The organism is Parapedobacter pyrenivorans (assembly GCF_014636865.1).
GTDB lineage: Bacteria > Bacteroidota > Bacteroidia > Sphingobacteriales > Sphingobacteriaceae > Parapedobacter > Parapedobacter pyrenivorans.
In genome coordinates this window covers 402,105-423,422 of sequence record NZ_BMER01000001.1, presented here as the reverse complement: position 1 = coordinate 423,422, position 21,318 = coordinate 402,105, and the positions used below count along the sequence as shown (strand labels likewise).

Below are 21,318 nucleotides of genomic sequence, written 5' to 3'. Positions count from 1 at the left end.
CAAAATAAGTTTATTTACGTAATTACACGAAAATATGAAGGTAATTGTGGTAGGAAATGGCATGGTTTGCTATAATTTTTGCGAAAAACTACGTAAAAATGGAAGTAATAGCCAGTTCGAGATTACGGTGTACGGAGAAGAAACGCGGCCTGCGTACGATCGCGTGCACCTGAGCGCTTATTTTTCGGGGAAAACAGCTGAAGACCTAACCATGGCACCGGCATCATGGTACGCGGAGCAGCAAATCCGCTTAATCACGGGTGCGCTTGTGGTGAAGATAGACCGGGTAAATAAATGTATCACAACCCACCAAGGAACTACAGATAACTATGATGTGCTCGTCTTGGCAACGGGTTCATCGGCATTTGTGCCGCCCATCCCGGGTGTCGACAAGCAGGGGGTGTTTGTGTACCGGACTATCGAGGACCTGGAATTGATGACCGATTATGCCAAGCATGCAAAGACGGGTGCTGTCATCGGAGGTGGGTTGCTGGGATTGGAGGCAGCGAAGGCGATGCTCGATTTGGGGATTACAGAAACCCATGTCGTCGAGTTCGCTCCGCGACTGATGCCCCGGCAGATCGATGATGCCGGTTCTCGCATATTGCAGTCGAAATTGGAACAGTTGGGGCTATGTATACATACATCGAAAAGTGCTTCGGCCATTTGTGGTGGAGAAGCTATTAATGGCATTCGCTTTTCGGACGATACGCAACTGGATGTGGATATGCTGGTGATCTCGGCCGGTATCCGCCCGCGCGACGAACTGGCCGTGGCCTCGGGATTGGAGGTTGGCCCAAAGGGTGGCATCGTGGTCAACGAATATCTGCAGACTTCGGATGAGCGCATCTACGCGATTGGCGAATGCGCACTGCGAAACGGCTTGATTTACGGCTTGGTGGCCCCGGGATATGAAATGGCTGAGGTGGTGGCTTCCGTGATTGCCGGAGGCGGCAGGGAGAAGGCATTTCACGGATTCGACATGAGTACCAAACTCAAATTGATCGGTGTTGACGTGGCGAGTTTCGGAGATCCATTCGCCGATGGGGAAGCCTGCCGTACGGTGGTGTTTGAGCAAACGGCCAAGGGGGTCTACAAGCGGATCAATATCAGTAGCGATGGCAAACAGCTCCTGGGCGGTATCCTCATAGGCGAGGCGGAAAACTATAATATGCTCCTGCAAACCTGCAAAAATAAGATCGTACTGCCACCGGATCCGGAGGATGTTATCCTGGGCAGCCGTGGTGGCCAAGGCGATGGAGGTGCGGGCGTGCTCGGGCTTCCTGATGAGGCGTTGATATGCAGCTGCGAAGGCATCAGCAAAGGGGCCATATGCGGAGCGGTCAATGACGGGTGCGAAACCGTTGATGCCATTAAGCAATGCACCAAAGCGGGTACGGGATGTGGCGGATGCCTGCCCATGGTGAAAGACCTGATGGTGTATACGATGAAAGCACAGGGTAAATATGTGCGCAATGTGCTGTGCGAGCACTTCACCTATTCCCGGCAGGAGCTGTACGATCTGGTGAAACTGCACCGCTTGAATACTTATGATGAGGTGCTCGACCACCTGGGTACCGGTGATGGCTGTGAGGTCTGTAAACCTGCGGTAAGCTCTATCCTTGCCAGTCTCTGGAATGAAATGATCTTGGGCAAGAATAACGATACCGCACAAGATAGCAACGATCGTTTCCTCGCGAACATCCAAAAAGGCGGAACATATTCGGTGGTGCCACGGATTCCGGGGGGGGAAATCACGCCTGATAAGCTGATTGTAATCGGTGCGGTAGCCAAGAAGTACAACCTGTATACGAAAATCACGGGCGGGCAGCGCATCGACCTGTTCGGCGCACACTTAGCTGATCTCCCCGCCATTTGGGAAGAGCTGATCGCCGCGGGCTTCGAGAGCGGCCACGCCTATGGCAAGGCACTTCGGACAGTGAAAAGCTGCGTGGGCAGCACCTGGTGCCGGTTCGGACTGCTCGATAGTGTGAGTTTTGCCATCCGCGTCGAAGAACGGTACAGAGGCCTCAGGGCCCCGCATAAGATCAAATCGGCCGTCTCCGGCTGCATCCGCGAGTGCGCCGAAGCGCAAAGTAAAGACTTCGGCATCATTGCCACCGAGAAAGGCTGGAACCTGTATGTGGGCGGTAACGGCGGCAGCAAACCCCAGCATGCACAACTGCTGGCAACGGATTTGGACAGCGAGACCTGCATCCGTTACATCGACCGCTTTCTGATGTTTTACATCAGCACCGCGGATCCGCTTACACGCACGGCCACCTGGCTGAACAAGATGGACGGTGGGATAGACTACCTGCGCAACGTGGTGGTCAACGATAGCCTTGGCATGGCCGAGCAGTGGGAGCGCGAAATGCAAGCACTGGTAGCTAACTATGCCTGCGAATGGAAGGTGGCCGTGAATGACCCGCAGATCCGCAAACGGTTCAGCCATTTTGTGAACGCTCCGGACGAGAAAGACCCCACCGTACGGTTCGAATCCATGCGGAAGCAAAAGAAGGTGACCGACTGGAAGTAGAATAAAAGGAATGTATAACAGTATAATAATCCCAAAGTAGCATGATGAATAGATCATCCAACGACAGCATCACGTGGTTCCCCGCCTGTAAACTGGAAGATGTACCCGCCAATGGTGGCGTGTGCGTGAAGTACAATGACGAACAGATTGCGTTGTTCCATTTCGCCCGTCGCGGCGAATGGTATGCCTCACAGAACCTATGTCCGCACCGGCAGCAGATGGTACTAAGCCGCGGCATCATCGGTTCGGAAAACGGCGAGCCCAAGGTGGCATGCCCTTTTCACAAAAAGACATTTTCGCTGGTTGATGGACACTGCATCAATGGTGCGGAATGTGCCATCAAAGTGTATCCCGTGAAAGTGGAAGATGGACAGGTGTTTATCGGTGTCAGCAAATGCGTGGAGGAAGTTTATGCTTGAGCAGCTCACGGATCGACCGCTGGAAAAGCTGAAGTTGTTTAGCCTGAAAGGCGTGCAGATGCGGACGTTCCACATTACCTGGCTCATGTTCTTCGTCTGTTTCTTTGGTTGGTTTGGCCTGGCACCGCTGATGCCCACCATCCGCGACGAAATGGGGCTTTCCAAAAATGAAGTCGGGAACCTGATCATTGCTTCGGTGTCGTCTACCATCATCGCACGCCTCATCATCGGAAGGCTCTGCGATGTGTGGGGCCCAAGGAAAACTGCGATCACCATGCTCCTCGTGGGTTCCGTGCCGGTTCTGTTGGTAGGGTTGGCCAAAGATTACGCTACCCTGCTGCTGTTCCGCGCGGCTATCGGTATCATCGGGGCCTCGTTTGTCATTACCCAGTTTCATTGTTCGGTTATGTTTGATCAAAAGGTGAAAGGTACAGCCAACGCGGTAGCTGGGGGCCTTGGTAACCTGGGTGGAGGAATCACGAACATGGTGATGCCAATGATTTTTGCGGCGATCGTAGCCTTTGGGTACACCAGTCAGGAAGCCTGGCGGTATGCCATGATCCTGCCAGGCATTATGATGTGGGGCGCTGCCTGGCTCTATTACAAATATACCCAAGATACACCGGCAGGAAATTACAGTGAAATCGGTAAACAGGAAGGTGGCCACGCGCCGACCGATTGGCGGGTGCTTGCCGACTGGCGTATTTGGGCGCTCACAGCAGCGTATGCCGTATGTTTCGGTGTGGAAATCACATTCGATAACATTGCAGCTCTTTATTTTGTAGATACCTTTCAACTTTCCCAGGCTTCCGCAGGATTTTGGGCCGGTGTTTTCGGGGCCATGAACCTTTTTGCACGGGCCATCGGTGGCATGATTTCCGACAGGGCGGGCAGGCAGTCGGGTCTACGGGGCAAGGGTCTGCTGCTGGGGGTGTTGTTGCTGCTTGAGGGTACGGGTATCATCTTGTTCGCCCAAGCGGGCTCCATTGTACTGGCTATCTTTGCCATGCTTTCTTTTGCCCTGTTCCTGAAAATGGCCAACGGCGCCACCTACGGTATTGTGCCGTTTGTGAATGAAAAAAACGTGGGGATGGTGAGCGGCATCGTGGGGGCCGGAGGCAACCTGGGGGGGATGATGTTCGGATTCTTGTTCAAGGCGGAGAGCATCAGCTATGCAACGGCATTCCTCTATATCGGTGTTGCTGTCATCATGGTTGCCGCCCTTGTATTTGCAACAGGCTTTAACCGGGAACGGATGGCCAGTGAAGAAGGTGCTTTCGAGGGAGCAAGTGCCCTGGAGGTAAAGTCATGATATTTCGAATCAACTAGCATCAGGTAATGCCGGAGGTTTTTAAGACGACATGTTGTTATTGCGGTGTAGGCTGCGGTGTCGAGGTTCACAAAAGCCGCGACGGTAGCCTGCGCGTGGAAGGCGATAAGCAGCACCCCGTAAACCGCGGCATGTTGTGCAGTAAGGGCATGAACCTCCATTATACGGTGATGGACACCGCAGACAGGCTCCGCTACCCGGAAATGCGACACAACAGGTACCTGCCGCGCGAACGCGTGACCTGGGATACGGCCCTCAACCGGGCCGCGGCCGTTTTTAAAGCGCTGATTGAGCGGCACGGGCCGGAGAGCGTAGCCTTTTACGCATCCGGTCAGTGCCTCACCGAGGAATATTACATTGTCAATAAACTGATGAAAGGATTCATCGGTAGCAACAATATAGACACCAATTCCAGGCTCTGCATGAGCAGCGCCGTAGCGGCCTACAAGATGAGCCTCGGCGAAGATAGTGTGCCCATTTGCTATGATGATATCGAACGAACCGACTGCATTTTCGTGGCGGGGGCCAATCCGGCGTGGTGCCACCCCATTCTCTGGCGCCGGGTAGAAGCCGCGAAAGCAGCGAACCCCAAACTCAAGATCATCGTGAGTGACCCCCGCCGCACGCAAACCTGTGCCATAGCTGACGTGCACCTGCAGGTGCGCCCCGGAACAGATATCACCCTGCATCATGCCATTGCCCGGATCCTGATTGAAAATGGGGATATCGACGCTGATTTCATCCATCGTCATACCGAAGGGTTTGCATCGTTCAGCGCGCAGGTGATGGCACGCTCCGTAGCCGAAGCGGCAACGGTATGCGACGTGCCGGAGGCACATATCCGGGCGGCGGCATCCTTTATTGCTCATGCCGAGGGCTTGGTTACCATGTGGACCATGGGACTCAACCAAAGTGTGGTTGGCGTTAATAAAAATCTATCGCTCATTAACCTTAACCTGATTACGGGCCGTATCGGTAAGCCGGGCAGCGGCCCATTTTCGCTGACGGGGCAGCCCAATGCCATGGGTGGGCGGGAAGTGGGCGGCCTTGCCAACCTGTTGCCGGCACACCGCTCATTGGCCAGCGAGGAAGATCGCCGTTTTGTACGCCGATTCTGGAACAGCGGCCCCATTTCTCCGGATGCGGGTTACACAGCCACTGAAATGTTTGAAGCGTTAGCCGATGGCCGCCTCAAGGCAATCTGGATCATGGGCAGCAACCCGTTGGTGAGCCTGCCCGACGTCCGCAAGGCGGAGGCCGCGCTCAGCAAGGCCAGATTCGTAGTGGTACAGGAAATCAGCAGCAAGCCCGAAACGTTGCGCTATGCCGATCTGGTGCTGCCCGCAGCGGCCTGGGCCGAGAAGGAGGGCACGATGACCAACGCCGAACGCCGGATTACCCATTTGGGTAAAGTCGTGAACCCGCCCGGGGAGGCGCTTCCCGATGCTGAAATCTTGTGCCGTTTTGCGCAAAAAATGGGCTTTCCGGGATTTGACTACGCCTCCATGGCGGAGGTCTACGCCGAACACTGCCGGCTCACAGAAGGCACTCGCATCGATATCTCCGGGCTTGACTATACCACGCTCCAGGAAAAACGGGCGGTGCAGTGGCCTTATCCCAGACAGGCACCGGCGGGTGGCGGGCAGCAGCGCTTGTTTACTGACAACAAGTTTTATACGCCATCCGGAAGGGCCGTCATACATGCATGTGACGACGCTAACCATTCCGAACATATCAGTCCGGATTTTCCGTTGGTATTGACCACTGGTCGCATTCGCGACCAGTGGCATACCATGAGCAAAACGGGTAAAGTGAATAAACTGAAGCAGCATATCGCTCAAGCGTTCTTGGAAATACACCCCCATGATGCTGTGGCGAGGAACATCAAAGACGGCGACATTGTTGAGGTGGGGAGTCGCCGGGGCGAGGTGCGGGTAAAGGCGACCATTTCCGATGACATCAAACAGGGCGTGGTGTTCCTACCGATGCATTGGGGCAAGATTCTGGGTAACGACCTCAACCGGGCAAACAACACCACCAACAACCTGGTAGATCCCATATCCAAAGAGCCAGACTTTAAATTCACTGCGGTGGCCGTGCAATTGTACCGCAAACCCAAGCAACGCATCGTGGTTGTCGGTGCTGGGGCTGGAGCGTTCGCCTTCGTAAAGGGCTACCGCGAACGGAATGCCAGTGATCAGATCACCGTATTCAGCAAGGAGCGGCATGCGTTTTACAATCGCATCATGTTACCTGATTATATCAGTGGTACTATGGCATGGCAGCAGCTCCTGCGGATGCAGGAGAACGAAGCATACGAAAGCAATATCACCGTTCACCACGGCGTGAGCATCGAACAGCTGGATCGCGTGGAGAAAACCGTGACCGACAGCCGGGGAGACAAACATCCCTACGATGTGCTGGTGATGGCCACAGGTAGCCGCGCCACGGTACTGAAAGACCTGCCGGCAATGCAGGGGTTGTTCACTATGCGCAGCAGGCACGATGCGGACGACTTCATCGCCCATATCGACCCGGCGAAGGGAAAGGTGGTGATCATAGGCGGCGGATTGCTAGGTATCGAGCTCGCCGCCTCGCTCCGTGAAATCGGCGTGGGTAGCTGCATTCTGCAACGCTCTTCGCGGTTGATGGATAGGCAACTGGATGTATTGGGCTGCGAATTGCTGTATGAGGAATTGGTAGATAAAGGCATAGAAGTGCTGTTTAACGATGAAGTGGAACGCTTCCTCGGCAACGGCACGGTAAGTGGTGTCCGTCTGAAAAGCGGCGGCGAAATCGCCTGCCAGGCAGTGGTGATGGCCATCGGCACCACGCCCAATATTGAACTGGCGCGGGCAAGCAGCCTGGCCTGTAGACGCGGCGTTTTGGTGGACGAATACCTGCACACCAGCGACCCGGATATCTTTGCCATCGGCGAAATCGCTGAATTCAAAGGCCAACTTTACGGCATCACGGCTGCCGCAGAGCAACAAGCTGAAGCGGTAGCCTGTTACCTCAGCGGCGATATCAGCAGTCCCTATACCGGTTCGCTTGCCATGAATATGCTGAAAGTGCATGGTACGGATTTGTGTTCCATTGGTTTATCAGAAGTACCTAACAACGACAGGACGTACGAAGAAGTGGTTTTCATTGATAAAGCCAAGCGGTATTACAAAAAATGCATCGTGCACAACGACCGCCTGGTGGGTGCCATACTGATCGGTGACAAACGCGAATTTGCCGAATTCAAAAACCTTATTGAACAGCAGCTCGAACTTTCGGACAAACGGCTGCAGTTGCTCCGCTCGGGCAAGCCTATGGAGCCGGTGCTAGGTAAAATCGTATGCTCCTGCGGGAATGTGGGCGAGGGTAATATCGCACAGGCGATAAGGGGCGGATGCACGGAGCTGAAGTCGTTATGTGAGTCGTCCGGCGCTGGTCTCGGATGCGGAAGCTGCCGCCCCGAGCTGCTGGTGATATTGGATCAGCTGCTGGAAGCTGATTCGCAGGTGGATACGGAAAAGGCAATATAGTATGGAACGTCAACGCACCTATATCATCCATTTCAAGGGCGGTATTGTTTCGCCGGGCCAATTGAAGGCTATACTCAGCCTCCTCTCGGATATCGGTGTATCCCATGTACGCTTCGGGCTGCGCCAGGATATGATCGTAAACATCCCCGCCAAGCGCAGAACCGTTTTTTTGGAAACCTGCGGGCGCCATCGGATACCGGCGTATACCTATGGCAGTGCGCCGCCCAATATCGTCAGCTCCTATCCCGCCGTCAATATTGCGGTAGATGACACCTGGTTACGGGAAGGGGTGTACAAAGACGTGTTTGATCTGTTTGACTATACCCCGCGGTTAAAAATTAATATCTGCGACCAATTGCAGACCTTCGTGCCGCTGTTTACCGGCCACATCAATTGGGTCACCTCGGCATCAGCACACTATTGGCGTCTTTGCCTCCGTTTTCCGAAGAGCGGCACCTACTACCAGTGGCCGGAATTGGTGTACACCAACGATATCGCACGGGTATCCCGGGCACTTGAACGCATCATCCTGCAACAGAAGGCTGCGGGTGGGTATGGGCCGGAATTGGTGGGAGAAGACCTTTATGCGGCATTGCGCAAGCGGGTCAGCTATATCGCCAAGGGACAGGATATGCCCATCCAGCCAAATCGGTTCGAACTGTTTTACTATGAAGGGTTCAACAAGAGCGGTAATGCCTATTGGTTGGGTATCTACCGTAGAGACGAGCTGTTCAATGTGGCCTTCCTGAAAGACATCTGCGCCCTCTGCCAGCAGGCGAAGGTAGCCCAGCTCTACACCACGCCCTGGAAGAGCATCATCATCAAAGATATTCCTCAAGCACAGCGTAGTGTTTGGGGGCAGGTGCTCAGCAGGCACCGCATCAATGTGCGGCATGCGGCCAATGAGCTGAATTGGCAAATTGAAGACAACAAAGACGATGTTGCCGCACTGAAGCGGACCATCATCCAGTATTTCGACCGCAAGGATGTACGCACCTATGGCCTCTGTTTTGCCATACAGACACGGCCCCGCTCCAGCATGTTCGGCTCCATTGTTATTCGGAAGGGCGGCCGAGAATACCCAAAATCCCCGGATGCTGCAGACCGCTTTGACATCCTCTATACGAAAGATTTCAATCCAAACGCCAATGAACTCGTATTGTTCAAAAAAGCTATTCCAAAGCAAACCATCGCCAAGAACCTGGTTTTGCTGTGCAATTCGTTTTATTTCGATCATGAGCAGGGTATCGACCTGTTGCCGCAGGGTGATGAAAAGCCGGTGGCAACACCCACCGAGTTGCGACAGGTTTACCAATGCCGTGCCTGCCTTACGGTATATGACCCCGTCATTGGCGATGAAGAGCAGGGGATTGTGCCGGGCACAGCATTTGAGGCGTTGCCACTGGATTACCACTGCCCGTTGTGTAGGACAGAAGCACAGCAATTCAGGGAAATCGCCGTGGACTACCTGTATGCAGATACAACCCGCGCGTCACTTTAGCTGACGATAATTAAAAAATGTGTAATTTCGAACATGGAAAAACCTCCTGCTACCCTGTCCATCGGAGAATGGAAGCAAGTGTTGTATTAGTGTATGATTGGCGTACAAGAAGCGAAGGAAATTATCCGAGCACGGATTGAGCCGTTGGCGGCCCGCGAGGTAAGGCTGGACGACGCCTGGGGCTGTATGCTGGCGGAAGACTGCGCGGCGGATGGCGATTTTCCGCCATTTGACCAAGCGGCGGTGGACGGCTATGCGTTCCGGTTTGCTGACATTGCATCAGGCGCATTGCGCCTTGCCGGAGCGGTTGCAGCGGGCAGCCGCTTACCGCGGGTTTTGGAAGCGCAGACGGCTGTCCGGATTTTTACGGGTGCACCAATGCCGGCACAAGCAGATACGGTGGTCATGCAGGAGTTGGCAAAGGTTGCCGATGGGCAATTGGTAATCGACGATCGGCAATTGCAGCAAAGAGGTAATGTGCGGCCACAGGGATCCGATATCCAGGAAGGAACAGTTGCGATGCAGCAGGGCACGGTACTTAGCCCGGCAGCGATCGGCTTTTTGGCCGGCATCGGCCGGTCAGCGGTTGTTGCGGTGCCCCGTCCGAGGGTATGTATCATCGTTACCGGCAACGAACTGGCTAAACCCGGGCAACCCCTGCAGCATGGCCAGGTATACGAGTCTAACTCCTATGCGCTGCGTGCTGCGCTGCAGCAGTTGCAGGTTGCCGAAGTGGTCGTGAGGTACGTGGGCGACGATCTTTCACAAACCACCGAGCAGCTCGACGAGGCACTGCAATCGGCGGATGTCGTGTTGGTTTCCGGTGGCATCAGCGTAGGTGATTACGATTACGTAAACCGCGCGCTCAAGCAATGCGAAGTGGAAAAGCAGTTCTACAAAGTGCGCCAAAAACCGGGCAAGCCGCTGTATTTTGGTACGAAAGGGCAGAAGCCCGTCTTTGGCCTGCCCGGCAACCCCGCCTCTGTACTGGTGTGCTTTTACGAGTATGTAGTACCCGCGTTGGAACTACTCACCCAGCGGCGACTGATGCCGGAGCCGCTCCAGTTGGCCATTGCAAGCCAAGGGCAGAAAAAGCCTGGGCTAACCCATTTTCTCAAGGGGTATTTCAACGAAAATGACGTACAGGTACTATCTGCCCAGGAGTCGTACCGATTGCGTTCGTTCGCAGTATCGAACTGCTTGGTTTGCTTGCCCGAAGCAATGGAATCGTTTAATCAGGGTATGGTGGTGCAAGTACAGCCATTACCCTAAAAAAACACTTGAAAGAATGATGTGGACAACGTTAATAGCTTTAAGGAATGGAACACAAAATTAAGAATATTTTTGTGCATGAGCCCATCTCCCCGGTATTCATCGCTGATGGCATCGCCGCGCACAGCAGCAAGGTAGGTATCGGTGCACACGGCATTTTCCTGGGCCAGGTGCGAGCCGATACGGTTGGCGAACAAACCGTAGCTGCAATCGAGTATACCGCATACGAACGCATGGCTTGTCAACAGATGCATCGTATCCGCGAGGAGACTTTTGCCAAGTATCCACTCACATGCATGCACGTTTACCATAGCCTGGGGCGGGTAGCGGTAGGCGAGATTTGCCTTTTCGTATTCACCTCGGCGCCGCATCGGCGAGCTGCATTGGATGCCTGTGACGAGTTGGTGGAGCGCATCAAGGCAGAATTTCCCATTTGGGGTAGGGAGGTGTTCGAAGACGAGACCCACCAGTGGAAAACAAATAGCTAGCTGCCATGGTAGATATCACCCATAAAGTAACCAGTTTGCGCCAAGCGGTGGCCACGGCCACGGTAAGCGTGTCGACGCCGGAGACCATCGACGCGGTCAAGGACAGGCGTGTACCAAAAGGAGATGTCTTCGAGTTTTCGCGTGCTGCGGGGCTGTTGGCCATCAAGAAAACTAGCGATGTGATTCCCGATTGCCATCCGCTGCCCATAGAATTCGCTTCCATTACCTATGAAATTGCCGACATGACCATCACTGTCCGCGTGGAAGTGCATACCATCTACAAAACCGGTGTCGAAGTGGAGGCCATGCACGGGGCTTCGATAACTGCCCTTACGATGTATGATATGCTGAAGCCGATTGATCCTAATGTGGAGATTTCCGCTATCAAGCTGGAGCGCAAGTCCGGTGGCAAGTCTACCTACGTCCAGCATGTGTCCCCCCAACTGCGCTGTGCCGTGGTTGTCTGTTCAGATAGCGTAGCTGATGGAAAGAAGCAGGATACTGCCGGGAAAGCGGTGATCGAACAATTGCGTAGGTATCACCTGGATACCGCTTCGTATGTGATTATCCCGGATGATGTTGTGCTTATCCAGGAACATGCCCGTCGGCTGAGTGGGGAAGGGTATGACTTGTTGGTATTTACCGGCGGTACAGGATTGTCGCCGAGGGATGTCACGCCGGATGCTATTGCGCCGCTGCTCGATCGCGAAATACCAGGCGTAATGGAAGCCGCGCGGAGTTATGGACAAGAACGTACGCCCTACGCCATGCTCTCGCGGGGGGTGGCAGGCTTCATGGGAAATACGCTGGTGCTTACCCTGCCGGGATCTACCAGGGGCGCTGTGGAAACGATGGGAGCCCTTTTTCCATACATTACCCATGTTTTCAGGGTGGCAGGCGGGATGAGGCACGATCATGGATGATACCGCGATGGAAATGGTTGGCGTAGTGCTTTGCGGTGGACGGAGTGTGCGGATGGGCACCGATAAGGGTTTATTGCCAATCGGTGATAAAACTTGGGCGCAACACGTATACGAACGGTTGGGCGTGGTGGTACCTTCGGTTGTGCTATCTGTAAATGCGCAGCAAGCGGACAGCTACCGGGCGGTTCTCCCTTATGCGGAGTGTGTGGTAGACAATGACCAGTTACCTATCGGCGGTCCGTTGCATGGTTTGTTGAGTGTGCATTTGCGACATCCTTCGGCAAACTTATTGGTACTTGCCTGTGATATGGTGGCCATGCAGGAAATATTGCTGCAATACCTGGTGAAGTGTTTTGTCGATAAGCCATGCCCCGCCCTTGTCTACGAGTATGACGGTTATCCGCAGCCCTTATGTGGCCTCTATTCCCGGCTGGCCCTGGCAACGGTGACCGGATGGGCTGTCACAGAAGGTTTGGCGAACCACAGCATGATGCATATGCTCGATCTAGTAGAAGCCACCAGACTACCCCACGGTACGGACTATGACGACTGTTTCAGCAATTACAACCACCCCGATAATTTGTAGCTTTGACTTGGATGAATACCGAACAGGAAATACCCTCCGTGCCGCAGAGACATCAGTTTAGCCGATTGCGCCTATATTACCTGTTGGCTCTGAGCGCTATTGCGCTGAGCATTGTGCTGGGGCAATTTTTGGTGCAGCACCACCTGCATGAGCAGGAAAGCGATGCGCGTCTGATCAATGTGGCCGGTAGACAGCGTATGCTGGGGCAGCAACTGGCGAAAGTGGCCCTTGAGTTGCGTATATACCCGGATAGCGTCGGGCGGTTGGACGCCCTGCACCGCTTAGCAGCGGCGCGAGGGGAATGGGTAATGGCACAGGAGGCCCTCCTGCATGGTAGCGATACGTTGCTGCTACCACCCAATACTGATGTGTTGGTCGAACACCTGTTGGCTGAATGCCGCCCGCATTTTGTGGCGATGGTGGAAGCTAGCGGAATGCTGAGCAGCATGCTGCAAGCGGATTTGATGGCGAGCTTTACGGCACTCGAACCTTGGGTGGTAACGATACTGGAACACGAACGCCTCTTCCTGGCTGGAATGGAGCGCACCGTGTACCGGCTGGAGTCTGTGGCCGCCGAGAAGGTAGCGCGGTTGAAGTATACCGAATTCGGGTTGTTGGCCGTGGCATTGACCGTAATTTTGCTGGAAATCCTGCTGATATTCATGCCCACGACGAGACATATTAGCCAAACCTTAACCAAATTAATCAAGTCCGAGCAGGATGCACAACAGATGAGCAATGAAATTGGGGCGCTATACAACTCACTGGAAGCTTCCTATGAAAAGATATCGGCCATTTCGATACCCGTTTCCTCCCCGCAGTTGGTCGCCAAAGCGGATCGTGGTGGAAACATCGTCGAGTTATTTCTGTCGTTTACGAAAATGTTGGAAAGAAGGCCGGTTGTACCTGGTGGCAGTATAGCTCAGTTGATTGGAATGGAGGGAGACGCGGCAGACAATTTCATGGATAACCTGGTTGACGTCGTTTCGGATGGCAGGAATTGGCACGAAGAGGTTGTGATCCGCGATCATAGCGGAGATACTACTTATTTGGATATCCACGTGGTGCCCATTTATACCGAAAACGGCCAGGTGGCACACCTGAATATCATGGCTGTGGACCTGACTGCCAAAAGACTAGCTGAGCAGGGGATATACCGGAAAGACAGGGCAGAGATCGAACGTAAGATCAATGAGCAGAAATTCCGCTCCATATTGGTGCTGGAGGGACAGGAAGAAGAGCGGAAACGGATAGCCATGAATATCCACGATGGCATCGGGCAACTGCTGACTTCGTTGAAATTCCAATTGGCATCCATTGATATAGGCAAGCACCAAGAGGCCCACAGCAAATTGGACGAGATAAACCAGTTGGTTGGGAATGTCATACAGGAAGTCAGGCGGGTCACCTTCAATCTCAATCCACCTGTGCTTAGTGACTATGGACTGGCTGCTGGATTGAAAACACTAGCCCAGGAAATAGACCGAACGAGCCAAGCAGAGGTGGCGTTCCGCAACGATACGGGTTTCAGCCAGCGCATGAACTCCAAAGTTGAAAACAATGTCTTCCGGATCGTACAGGAAGCATTGAACAACGCCATTAAATACGCCGCGTCGGAGCGGATAGACTTGATGCTGCAACACGACGATACCTACCTGGTGGTGACCGTACGGGACTTTGGCCGGGGATTCGAAAAGCAGGCCACCGATACCATTCACGCGGATTTTGGCCATGGGTTTCTCAATATGCGCGAGCGAGCCGCTTATATAAACGGCACACTCGATATCCAATCGGAGAAAGACAGGGGAACGATTGTAAAGCTTTTCGTACCTTTGGCAGAGAACCCGATAATTTTGTAACATGGATAAAATAAGTGTAGTTCTGATTGATGATCACGTATTGGTGCGCGATGGAATCAAAGCCATGTTGGAAGCCGACCGAGAGATTGACGTGGTAGGGGAAGCCAACAATGGCCGGCAGGCAGTGGACCTGATCAAAACACGACTACCCGATCTAGCCATCATGGATATCCGGATGCCCGAGATGAACGGTTTGGAAGCATGTGCGATCCTGACACAGGACCGGGTATCAACAAAAGTAGTGATGCTCTCCATGCATGACAATGAGGAATACGTATTGCAATCGCTCTCGGCCGGGGCGTGGGGATACCTACTCAAGGATACGGATAAAGGCGAGTTTATCCGGGCAATCAAACAAATCAATAACGGTGTACGCTATTACAGCGGATCGGTATCCAATATATTGGCTAACCAACTGCTAGGTTCGGCAAAGCAACCTGCATTAAGTACGGGTGAGAAAAGAGACGCGTACGGACTTTCCAAACGGGAGAGGCAAATATTGGCCCTGGTAGTCGATGGTAAACACAATAAGGACATCGCCGAGCTGCTGGGGAAAAGCGTAAGGACCATCGAGACCCACCGGTTCAATATCATGAAAAAGCTGGCAGTCAATAATGCCGTGGACATGATCAATAAAGCGATGAAAGAAAATATCCTGTAGGTGGCCTATGGCAACCTTGCACTAAACGGATCTGCCATGAAAAATAAGATTATAGACAATTTCGGGCGCGTCCACAATTACCTACGGATATCGCTTACAGATAATTGCAACCTACGTTGTTTTTACTGTATGCCGGAGGAGGAGTATGCCTTTACGCCTCATGCCAGGCTGATGCAGGTACGCGAAATCGATCAGCTGGCAAGGCTGTTTGTGGATCATGGTGTGACGAAAATCCGCCTGACCGGTGGGGAGCCGTTGGTGAGAAAGGATGCCCCTGAAATAATACAGGTGCTTTCTGCCTTACCGGTAGCGCTGACCATGACCACCAATGGCATAAGGATCAATGAAATGCTATCCCAGATTACGGATGCCGGTTTTGCAAGCATCAATATCAGTTTGGATACCCTGCAACGGGATAAATTTATCCAGATCACACAGCGGGATTACTTTGAGCGGGTACGACGTAATATCGACCTGCTCCTTGACAGGCGGGTACGGACAAAGCTAAACGTGGTGGTCATGAAAGGCGTGAACGATGATGAAATTTTGGATTTTGTAGCACTTACAAGGTTATACCCCGTTGAGGTGCGCTTCATCGAATTTATGCCGTTCAATGGAAACCGATGGTCTAGCAACCAGGTGCTTACCTTGAAGGAAATATTGGAGCGAATAGCAGCTGTCTATGAAATTGAGCCTATCGCGCCAAAACCCTATGACACAACAAAACCCTTTGCAATCAGGGGGCATCTCGGAACGATCGGCATCATCAGTACGATGACCGCCCCGTTTTGCGAAAGCTGCAATCGCATGCGTTTAACCGCGGATGGAAAGTTAAAGAACTGTCTTTTTTCGAGGGAGGAAACAGATTTACTGTCGGCATTGAGAAACGGTGAAGATGTGCTTCCATTGATGCAACAGGGTATGCGTGCCAAGGCAAAGGCATTGGGCGGGCAGATCGTTGAAAATTTTAAAGAAATCGAAGCCGATTCCTTAAAGAATCGGAGCATGATAACCATTGGGGGGTGAAAAAGCAGATAGGAATAGCTGCAACACTTCCTCCATACCACGGCATATCATAATCGCCGCTCCTCGGGGCAGATAATATCGCCTGTTTGGACTCGTTTACTTCCTCTGTTGTCATAATAGGCCAAATCCCCTGTGTTTTTGAGTAGTGAATACTCCATTGTTTTATTATTTAAGTGTAATTACGTAGTTATTTTTAATAATTTACTTGTTTTTATGAAAAATAAGTATTTTTTTGAACAAAAATAAGTTTATTTACGTAAAAATATGAAGATAATATGAAAATTCGTTAATGCCACTGCATGCGCATGAATCCATCGATTGCAATCCGATGCGCAAGCAAACTACCTAATCATTGTTCCAGGGGCGATGAAGTGATTTCAGCAGGTGATCATATTGAATCTTATTTATTTAACAATCCCATACATGAATTTAAAATTTCTTTTACCAGCATTTGTATGTTTTTCAATCCAGCACTCATGGGCGCAGTCTCCGGCCGAAACAGATGATATAAAGAACGTCTTCAAGCTGGGGGAAGTTTCCGTGATTGGTCAAAAGAACGTCAATACCGTCAGCGCGGAGCAGATCCAAAAATATGGCAAAAACGATGCGGCCACTGCGTTAAATCTGTTACCGGGCGTGACACTCACCTCTATCGGAGCAAGAAACGAAAGCGTGGTCAACGTTCGGGGTTTTGATCTTCGGCAGGTCCCCTTATTTATCGACGGCATCCCAGTATATGTTCCCTATGACGGCACGGTCGATCTGGGCAGGTTTACCACGTTTGATGTCTCGGAAGTTCAGGTTTCTAAAGGAAATGCTTCGGTATTGTATGGCCCGAACGCTTTAGGAGGGGCTATAAATGTCATTACAAGAAGACCCGAAAAAGAGTTGGAAATACAGGGGGCTACAGGCTACATATCAGGAGGCTACCGGACCAATTTCAATGTCGGTTCAAAATGGGATCGCTTTTACGTGCAGGCATCTTTTTCCCAATTGAACCGTGATTTTTTCCCGATGTCAAAAAAATTCACACCTGCCGAATTTGAAGACGGTGGACGACGGGAAAATTCATACCAGCATGATCGGAAATATCATATCAAGGTTGCATTCAAAACACGGATTTATTATGACGTGTTCAAAAACCTCCTGAACTCCTGGGATGACGCCACTTTCATAACAATGGAGCGTGGCTATGCCTTTTCCAGTATCTACAACGACTATACCATTGGCGGTATTGTTCAGCATGACTACCAAATAGGCATGCGTAACCTCCTTTCAACCTCCGTCCAATATAAGCAAGATGTTCGCCGTGAATACGATCTGGGAGAACCCGAACAAAATATGAACGACGGAAATTTTACCTTGGCTATAGAAGATCGCTTTAGGATAACAGAAGTATTGGACTTAACAGCTGGTGTAAGTTACAATAATAGAAAGAGTTTTAGCGCGGAAGATTATAATGCCGATACGGATGAGATCAGCAATTATCCATCCAACTCCAATAATGCCTTTAATATACAAGGGGCCTTACAGTATCGGTTAACGCCCAATCAACAACTAAACCTATCTGCTGGTAAAAAAACAAGATTTGCTACGCCGAAGGACCGTTATTCCTACCTGATGGGTACGACAATCCCCAATCCCGACCTTAAGGCAGAGCAGTCTGTTAACTATGATCTGACCTACAGCAACAGGTTGTTCAACCGCCTGTTTTTGGATGGTTCCTTATTTTACAGTAAAATCAGTTGAACCATGCTTATGGTAAACAACGTACAGTACGATGAAGATGCTGATATGTGGCTCAATCAATTGCAGAACGCCGGTGACCGTGAGTACATGGGGTTTGAAGTTGCTGCAAATTATCACATCATTCCGACCTTTATTATCGGATCAAACGATACCTTCATTAAAAGGAACAATATCAGCAATCCGGAAATCTACCTAGTGGATGTGCCTCGTCATAAACTGATGCTCATGGCAGGTTACGATCTGAATGACAGGTTTCGAGTGCAGACCAATATGGAACATAATGCTAACCGTTATAGTACTCCATACGGAACAGGGTCGCCCGGCTTTCCCCTTTTTAATGCAAGTGTCGGTATCAAGGTATGGAAATGGTTTTCTATTGAAGGTGGTGTAAACAATATCTTCGATAAAAATTTTACGCTTACAGAAGGATTTTATGAACCGGAACGTGTGTTTTATAGTAATCTTGTTTACAAACGTTAAACTATGGAATGGTTTTATATTATACTTTTTTTTGTCGCCTTCTTATACGCTTCCGTGGGACATGGCGGGGCCAGTGGTTACCTGGCTTTGATGGCCTTGTACGGGATAGCTCCACAGGAAATGAAGCCTACAGCGTTGGTATTGAACCTGTTTGTTTCCCTGACCTCCTTCGTTCAATATTATAGGGGACATTTTTTCAAAAGGAACCTCTTTCTCACGGTTGCTGCTGCTTCCATACCCATGGCGTTTATCGGGGGTACAATTACACTGGATGATAATCTTTATAAACGCGTACTCGGTGTTCTTTTACTTTTCCCCATTATTCGATTTTTCTTTTTCAGAAGTCCGGGTGAGGGCGAACTGAAACCTTATAATATTTTCGGAGCCGTGGCTATAGGTGCTGTTGTCGGATTGCTGTCCGGCCTGATCGGTATCGGTGGTGGGATCATTCTGTCTCCCTTGTTGATCCTGTTGAAATGGACAGATCAGAAACAGAGTGCCGCCGTTAGCGCTGCCTTTATTTTTGTAAACTCGCTGTCGGGCTTGGGCGGTATGTTTGCGCAGGGTATCACCTTTAATTCCGATATGTGGCTCTACATTGCCGCTGCGTTCGTAGGTGGTTTGTTAGGCGCTTATTTGGGATCAAAAAAATTGAATCAGAATGCTCTAAAACACGTTTTGGCTACCGTTCTTTTGATGGCTGCCTATAAATTATTGTTCACAACAGTATAAATAAATATGAAATCGACAATAACAACCTTTTTGATCTTGTCCTGCATGTGGCTTCGTGCCCAGAACGTAAAGAATATCGACATTGTAACGCCTGACAACAAAAAAACAACACTTACCTTTGAAAAGTTAACGGGTGTTACCCTTCAGTCGCTAGACCGTCTGCGTATATACAACCATGCGGGCGAGTACCGTTCGACATTGAAGGGCGTAAAAGGAGCCTTACTGAAAAATGTTTTAACGGACATGGCTTTAGGCGAAGAGTCGCCAAAGGTGCTGAGTGAATATTATATCGTATGTATAGCGACCGATGGGTATAAAGTGGTGTTCTCCTGGAACGAGTTGTTCAACACGCCAATCGGCGACAATGTACTGGTGGTCACTAATATCAAAGAGGCTACAAATGGTAAGCAGGGAGGTGAGCTTGCGTTACTTTCTCCAGAAGACATTGCCACCGGCCGGCGCTACGTAAAGCAGTTGCAAACAATTAGATTTTTTCGTGTAAATTTATGAAGGTAAAAATATTAACATTTGGTTCGCTGACCGAAGTACTGGAGAGAGAGTTTTATGCTGAAGCGCCGGATACAAGCAGATTGGTTGCCTTGCTTACGTCAAAGCACGCCGCATTAGATGGGCGTAAATTTTTGATTGCGATCAATGACACCATTGTAAAAGAAAACACGATGTTTAAAGCGAATGACGTGGTGGCGCTAATGCCGCCCTATTCGGGAGGATAGCCAGTGGAAACGAACGATCGTTATTCGAAACACTACAGGCTAAGTGGATTTGGCGAAGCTGGACAAACCAGATTACAACGGTCCAGTGTTCTGATCATCGGCGTAGGTGGTCTGGGCTGCCCGGCCCTGCAGTATCTTGTTGCTGCTGGAGTGGGAAAAATAGGGATCATCGACCATGACCGTATCGAACTGAGTAATCTGCAGCGTCAAGTATTATTCGGTACAGCCGAGATCGGTCTTTCGAAAACGGAAGTCGCGGCTGCAAAACTAAGGATGCTAAATCCGGAAATTGAAATCCAGGAGCATGTGCTATATCTTTCTACTGAAAATGCCATCGAACTCATCGAAGGGTATGACGTGGTACTGGATTGTACGGATAACTTTGCTACCCGTTATCTCCTCAGTGATTGCTGCATGCTGTTGGATAAGCCTTTGGTGTTTGGTGCAATCTATCGGTATGAAGGGCAACTGGCTGTTTTCAATGTTGCGGATGGCGGCGGCGTAAAAACAACGTACAGGCACCTATTCCCTTTACCCCCGGGCCCACTGGACGCACCTGATTGCAATGAGGTAGGAGTATTGGGGGTATTACCCGGAATCATTGGAACCATGCAGGCTACTGAGGCCATCAAGCTCCTCGTCGGGGTCGGCCAGCCGTTATGCAATAAATTGATGACCATCAGCCTGTTGGATAATCGTTCTATGGTGTTGGATATTCCGCCAACCTTACCGGAGGAAGCAAGCTTCCCGACCTCGCTGTCCGCCTTTGAAGCCTTCGATTATGGCTATCACTGTGGTATAAAGGGCCCGGTGGTCCGTGGCATCAGCCCAAGGGAATTTATGGAAATATATCGGGATGAGGATGTCTTGATCGTTGATGTGAGGAATGCGGATGAACTGCCGGAACTTTCCTTTAACCATGTGAATATTCCGGTAGCGGAACTGTCGGATAATTTGGGGAAAATGGACAGGAAGCAGCTGTTGCTGGTCTGCCAATCGGGAAAAAGAAGTCTTATAGCAGGGCAATTTCTCAAGGAAAAGATAGGATCGCACCAAAAGCTCAGTCATCTAGAAGGGGGAATAACAGCGCTAGCATTGATGGTTTCCCCATAGAATGCCGGGTTTGGGCCTTTTTGCTAAACTATATATAAACTATCATAGGGATACACAGGAGGAGATTATGACTCAGTAATTCCCTACGTAATGATCACCCATGGACTGCCCGGTTTTAACGGTCAATCCGTCTTGCTACCCCCTCGTTATTGATTTCTCCAAGTTTCCTGAATTAAACAATATGTAAATGAAATGTAGTTAATAGGTTACCCATGTATTATAGGTATTTTTCCCTATAAAGACCCTATTAAAACCCTATAATATTCCTATTATATACCTATAGCTTGAGAACACTTAGGACAATTGATAAGAAGCCGGTCGGAAAGCAAATAGCTTCAGGAAGCTTCATGCATCGCATACGGTGATCCAATTG

The 21,318-nt window shown here is 50.9% G+C and carries 16 protein-coding genes and 1 pseudogene; all 17 read left to right on the top strand.

All coding sequences use genetic code 11. From position 1 onward, the window contains the following. The first annotated feature begins 34 nt into the window (after positions 1-34). Positions 35-2,539, top strand: a complete 2,505-nt coding sequence (gene nirB, locus IEV98_RS01635) for a nitrite reductase large subunit NirB (RefSeq protein WP_188504194.1) — start codon at positions 35-37, stop codon at positions 2,537-2,539. 41 nt (positions 2,540-2,580) lie between these two features. Continuing rightward, the gene (gene nirD, locus IEV98_RS01630) at positions 2,581-2,958 is read left to right on the top strand and encodes a nitrite reductase small subunit NirD (protein WP_229738514.1); all 378 of its coding nucleotides are present in this window, start codon (positions 2,581-2,583) and stop codon (positions 2,956-2,958) included. Next, positions 2,906-4,270, top strand: coding sequence for an MFS transporter (locus IEV98_RS01625; RefSeq protein ID WP_229738513.1), 1,365 nt, complete (start codon positions 2,906-2,908; stop codon positions 4,268-4,270). Before nirD ends, IEV98_RS01625 begins: the two co-directional genes overlap by 53 nt. A 26-nt stretch (positions 4,271-4,296) precedes the next feature. Then, positions 4,297-7,821, top strand: a complete 3,525-nt coding sequence (locus IEV98_RS01620) for a nitrate reductase (RefSeq protein ID WP_188504192.1) — start codon at positions 4,297-4,299, stop codon at positions 7,819-7,821. 1 nt (position 7,822) lies between these two features. Further along, positions 7,823-9,322 carry a rubredoxin gene (locus tag IEV98_RS01615; RefSeq protein WP_188504191.1) on the top strand — a complete coding sequence of 500 codons (1,500 nt, stop codon included), beginning with the start codon at positions 7,823-7,825 and terminating at the stop codon, positions 9,320-9,322. Between the two features lie 93 nt (positions 9,323-9,415). Further along, positions 9,416-10,594: a molybdopterin molybdotransferase MoeA gene (locus IEV98_RS01610; protein ID WP_188504190.1), complete on the top strand. Its 1,179-nt coding sequence runs from the start codon at positions 9,416-9,418 to the stop codon at positions 10,592-10,594. A 47-nt stretch (positions 10,595-10,641) separates the two neighbouring features. Beyond that, positions 10,642-11,082, top strand: a complete 441-nt coding sequence (locus IEV98_RS01605; RefSeq protein WP_188504189.1) for a molybdenum cofactor biosynthesis protein MoaE — start codon at positions 10,642-10,644, stop codon at positions 11,080-11,082. A 5-nt stretch (positions 11,083-11,087) separates the two neighbouring features. Beyond that, a complete protein-coding gene (gene moaCB / locus IEV98_RS01600) occupies positions 11,088-12,005 on the top strand; it encodes a bifunctional molybdenum cofactor biosynthesis protein MoaC/MoaB (protein ID WP_188504188.1) in 918 nt (305 codons plus the stop codon). Continuing rightward, positions 11,998-12,591 (top strand): molybdenum cofactor guanylyltransferase, encoded by a 594-nt coding sequence (locus tag IEV98_RS01595; RefSeq protein WP_188504187.1) that lies wholly within the window; start codon positions 11,998-12,000, stop codon positions 12,589-12,591. Before moaCB ends, IEV98_RS01595 begins: the two co-directional genes overlap by 8 nt. A gap of 11 nt (positions 12,592-12,602) precedes the next feature. After that, entirely contained in the window at positions 12,603-14,450 is a 1,848-nt protein-coding gene (locus IEV98_RS01590) for a sensor histidine kinase (protein ID WP_188504186.1), read from the top strand. A gap of 1 nt (position 14,451) precedes the next feature. After that, entirely contained in the window at positions 14,452-15,111 is a 660-nt protein-coding gene (locus IEV98_RS01585; protein ID WP_188504185.1) for a response regulator transcription factor, read from the top strand. 36 nt (positions 15,112-15,147) lie between these two features. Next, positions 15,148-16,137 (top strand): GTP 3',8-cyclase MoaA, encoded by a 990-nt coding sequence (gene moaA, locus IEV98_RS01580; RefSeq protein ID WP_188504184.1) that lies wholly within the window; start codon positions 15,148-15,150, stop codon positions 16,135-16,137. Between the two features lie 423 nt (positions 16,138-16,560). Then, positions 16,561-18,366: pseudogene (locus tag IEV98_RS01575) on the top strand (TonB-dependent receptor plug domain-containing protein). A gap of 3 nt (positions 18,367-18,369) precedes the next feature. Continuing rightward, on the top strand, positions 18,370-19,098 hold the full coding sequence (locus IEV98_RS01565; protein ID WP_188504181.1) for a sulfite exporter TauE/SafE family protein: 729 nt from the start codon (positions 18,370-18,372) through the stop codon (positions 19,096-19,098). A 6-nt stretch (positions 19,099-19,104) separates the two neighbouring features. Further along, positions 19,105-19,608 (top strand): molybdopterin-binding protein, encoded by a 504-nt coding sequence (locus tag IEV98_RS01560; RefSeq protein WP_188504180.1) that lies wholly within the window; start codon positions 19,105-19,107, stop codon positions 19,606-19,608. Next, positions 19,605-19,832, top strand: a complete 228-nt coding sequence (locus tag IEV98_RS01555) for a MoaD/ThiS family protein (RefSeq protein ID WP_188504179.1) — start codon at positions 19,605-19,607, stop codon at positions 19,830-19,832. The genes IEV98_RS01560 and IEV98_RS01555 overlap by 4 nt, the downstream gene beginning before the upstream one ends. Before the next feature lie 3 nt (positions 19,833-19,835). After that, positions 19,836-20,945: a HesA/MoeB/ThiF family protein gene (locus tag IEV98_RS01550; RefSeq protein WP_188504178.1), complete on the top strand. Its 1,110-nt coding sequence runs from the start codon at positions 19,836-19,838 to the stop codon at positions 20,943-20,945. Positions 20,946-21,318: the final 373 nt, after the last annotated feature.

Bases quoted from the DNA above. Each gene is read 5' to 3' on its own strand.
- nirB (WP_188504194.1), top strand. From the start codon at position 35: ATGAAGGTAATTGTGGTAGGAAATGGCATGGTTTGCTATAATTTTTGC.
- nirD (WP_229738514.1), top strand. From the start codon at position 2,581: ATGATGAATAGATCATCCAACGACAGCATCACGTGGTTCCCCGCCTGT.
- IEV98_RS01625 (WP_229738513.1), top strand. From the start codon at position 2,906: ATGGACAGGTGTTTATCGGTGTCAGCAAATGCGTGGAGGAAGTTTATG.
- IEV98_RS01620 (WP_188504192.1), top strand. From the start codon at position 4,297: ATGCCGGAGGTTTTTAAGACGACATGTTGTTATTGCGGTGTAGGCTGC.
- IEV98_RS01615 (WP_188504191.1), top strand. From the start codon at position 7,823: ATGGAACGTCAACGCACCTATATCATCCATTTCAAGGGCGGTATTGTT.
- IEV98_RS01610 (WP_188504190.1), top strand. From the start codon at position 9,416: ATGATTGGCGTACAAGAAGCGAAGGAAATTATCCGAGCACGGATTGAG.
- IEV98_RS01605 (WP_188504189.1), top strand. From the start codon at position 10,642: ATGGAACACAAAATTAAGAATATTTTTGTGCATGAGCCCATCTCCCCG.
- moaCB (WP_188504188.1), top strand. From the start codon at position 11,088: ATGGTAGATATCACCCATAAAGTAACCAGTTTGCGCCAAGCGGTGGCC.
- IEV98_RS01595 (WP_188504187.1), top strand. From the start codon at position 11,998: ATGGATGATACCGCGATGGAAATGGTTGGCGTAGTGCTTTGCGGTGGA.
- IEV98_RS01590 (WP_188504186.1), top strand. From the start codon at position 12,603: ATGAATACCGAACAGGAAATACCCTCCGTGCCGCAGAGACATCAGTTT.
- IEV98_RS01585 (WP_188504185.1), top strand. From the start codon at position 14,452: ATGGATAAAATAAGTGTAGTTCTGATTGATGATCACGTATTGGTGCGC.
- moaA (WP_188504184.1), top strand. From the start codon at position 15,148: ATGAAAAATAAGATTATAGACAATTTCGGGCGCGTCCACAATTACCTA.
- IEV98_RS01565 (WP_188504181.1), top strand. From the start codon at position 18,370: ATGGAATGGTTTTATATTATACTTTTTTTTGTCGCCTTCTTATACGCT.
- IEV98_RS01560 (WP_188504180.1), top strand. From the start codon at position 19,105: ATGAAATCGACAATAACAACCTTTTTGATCTTGTCCTGCATGTGGCTT.
- IEV98_RS01555 (WP_188504179.1), top strand. From the start codon at position 19,605: ATGAAGGTAAAAATATTAACATTTGGTTCGCTGACCGAAGTACTGGAG.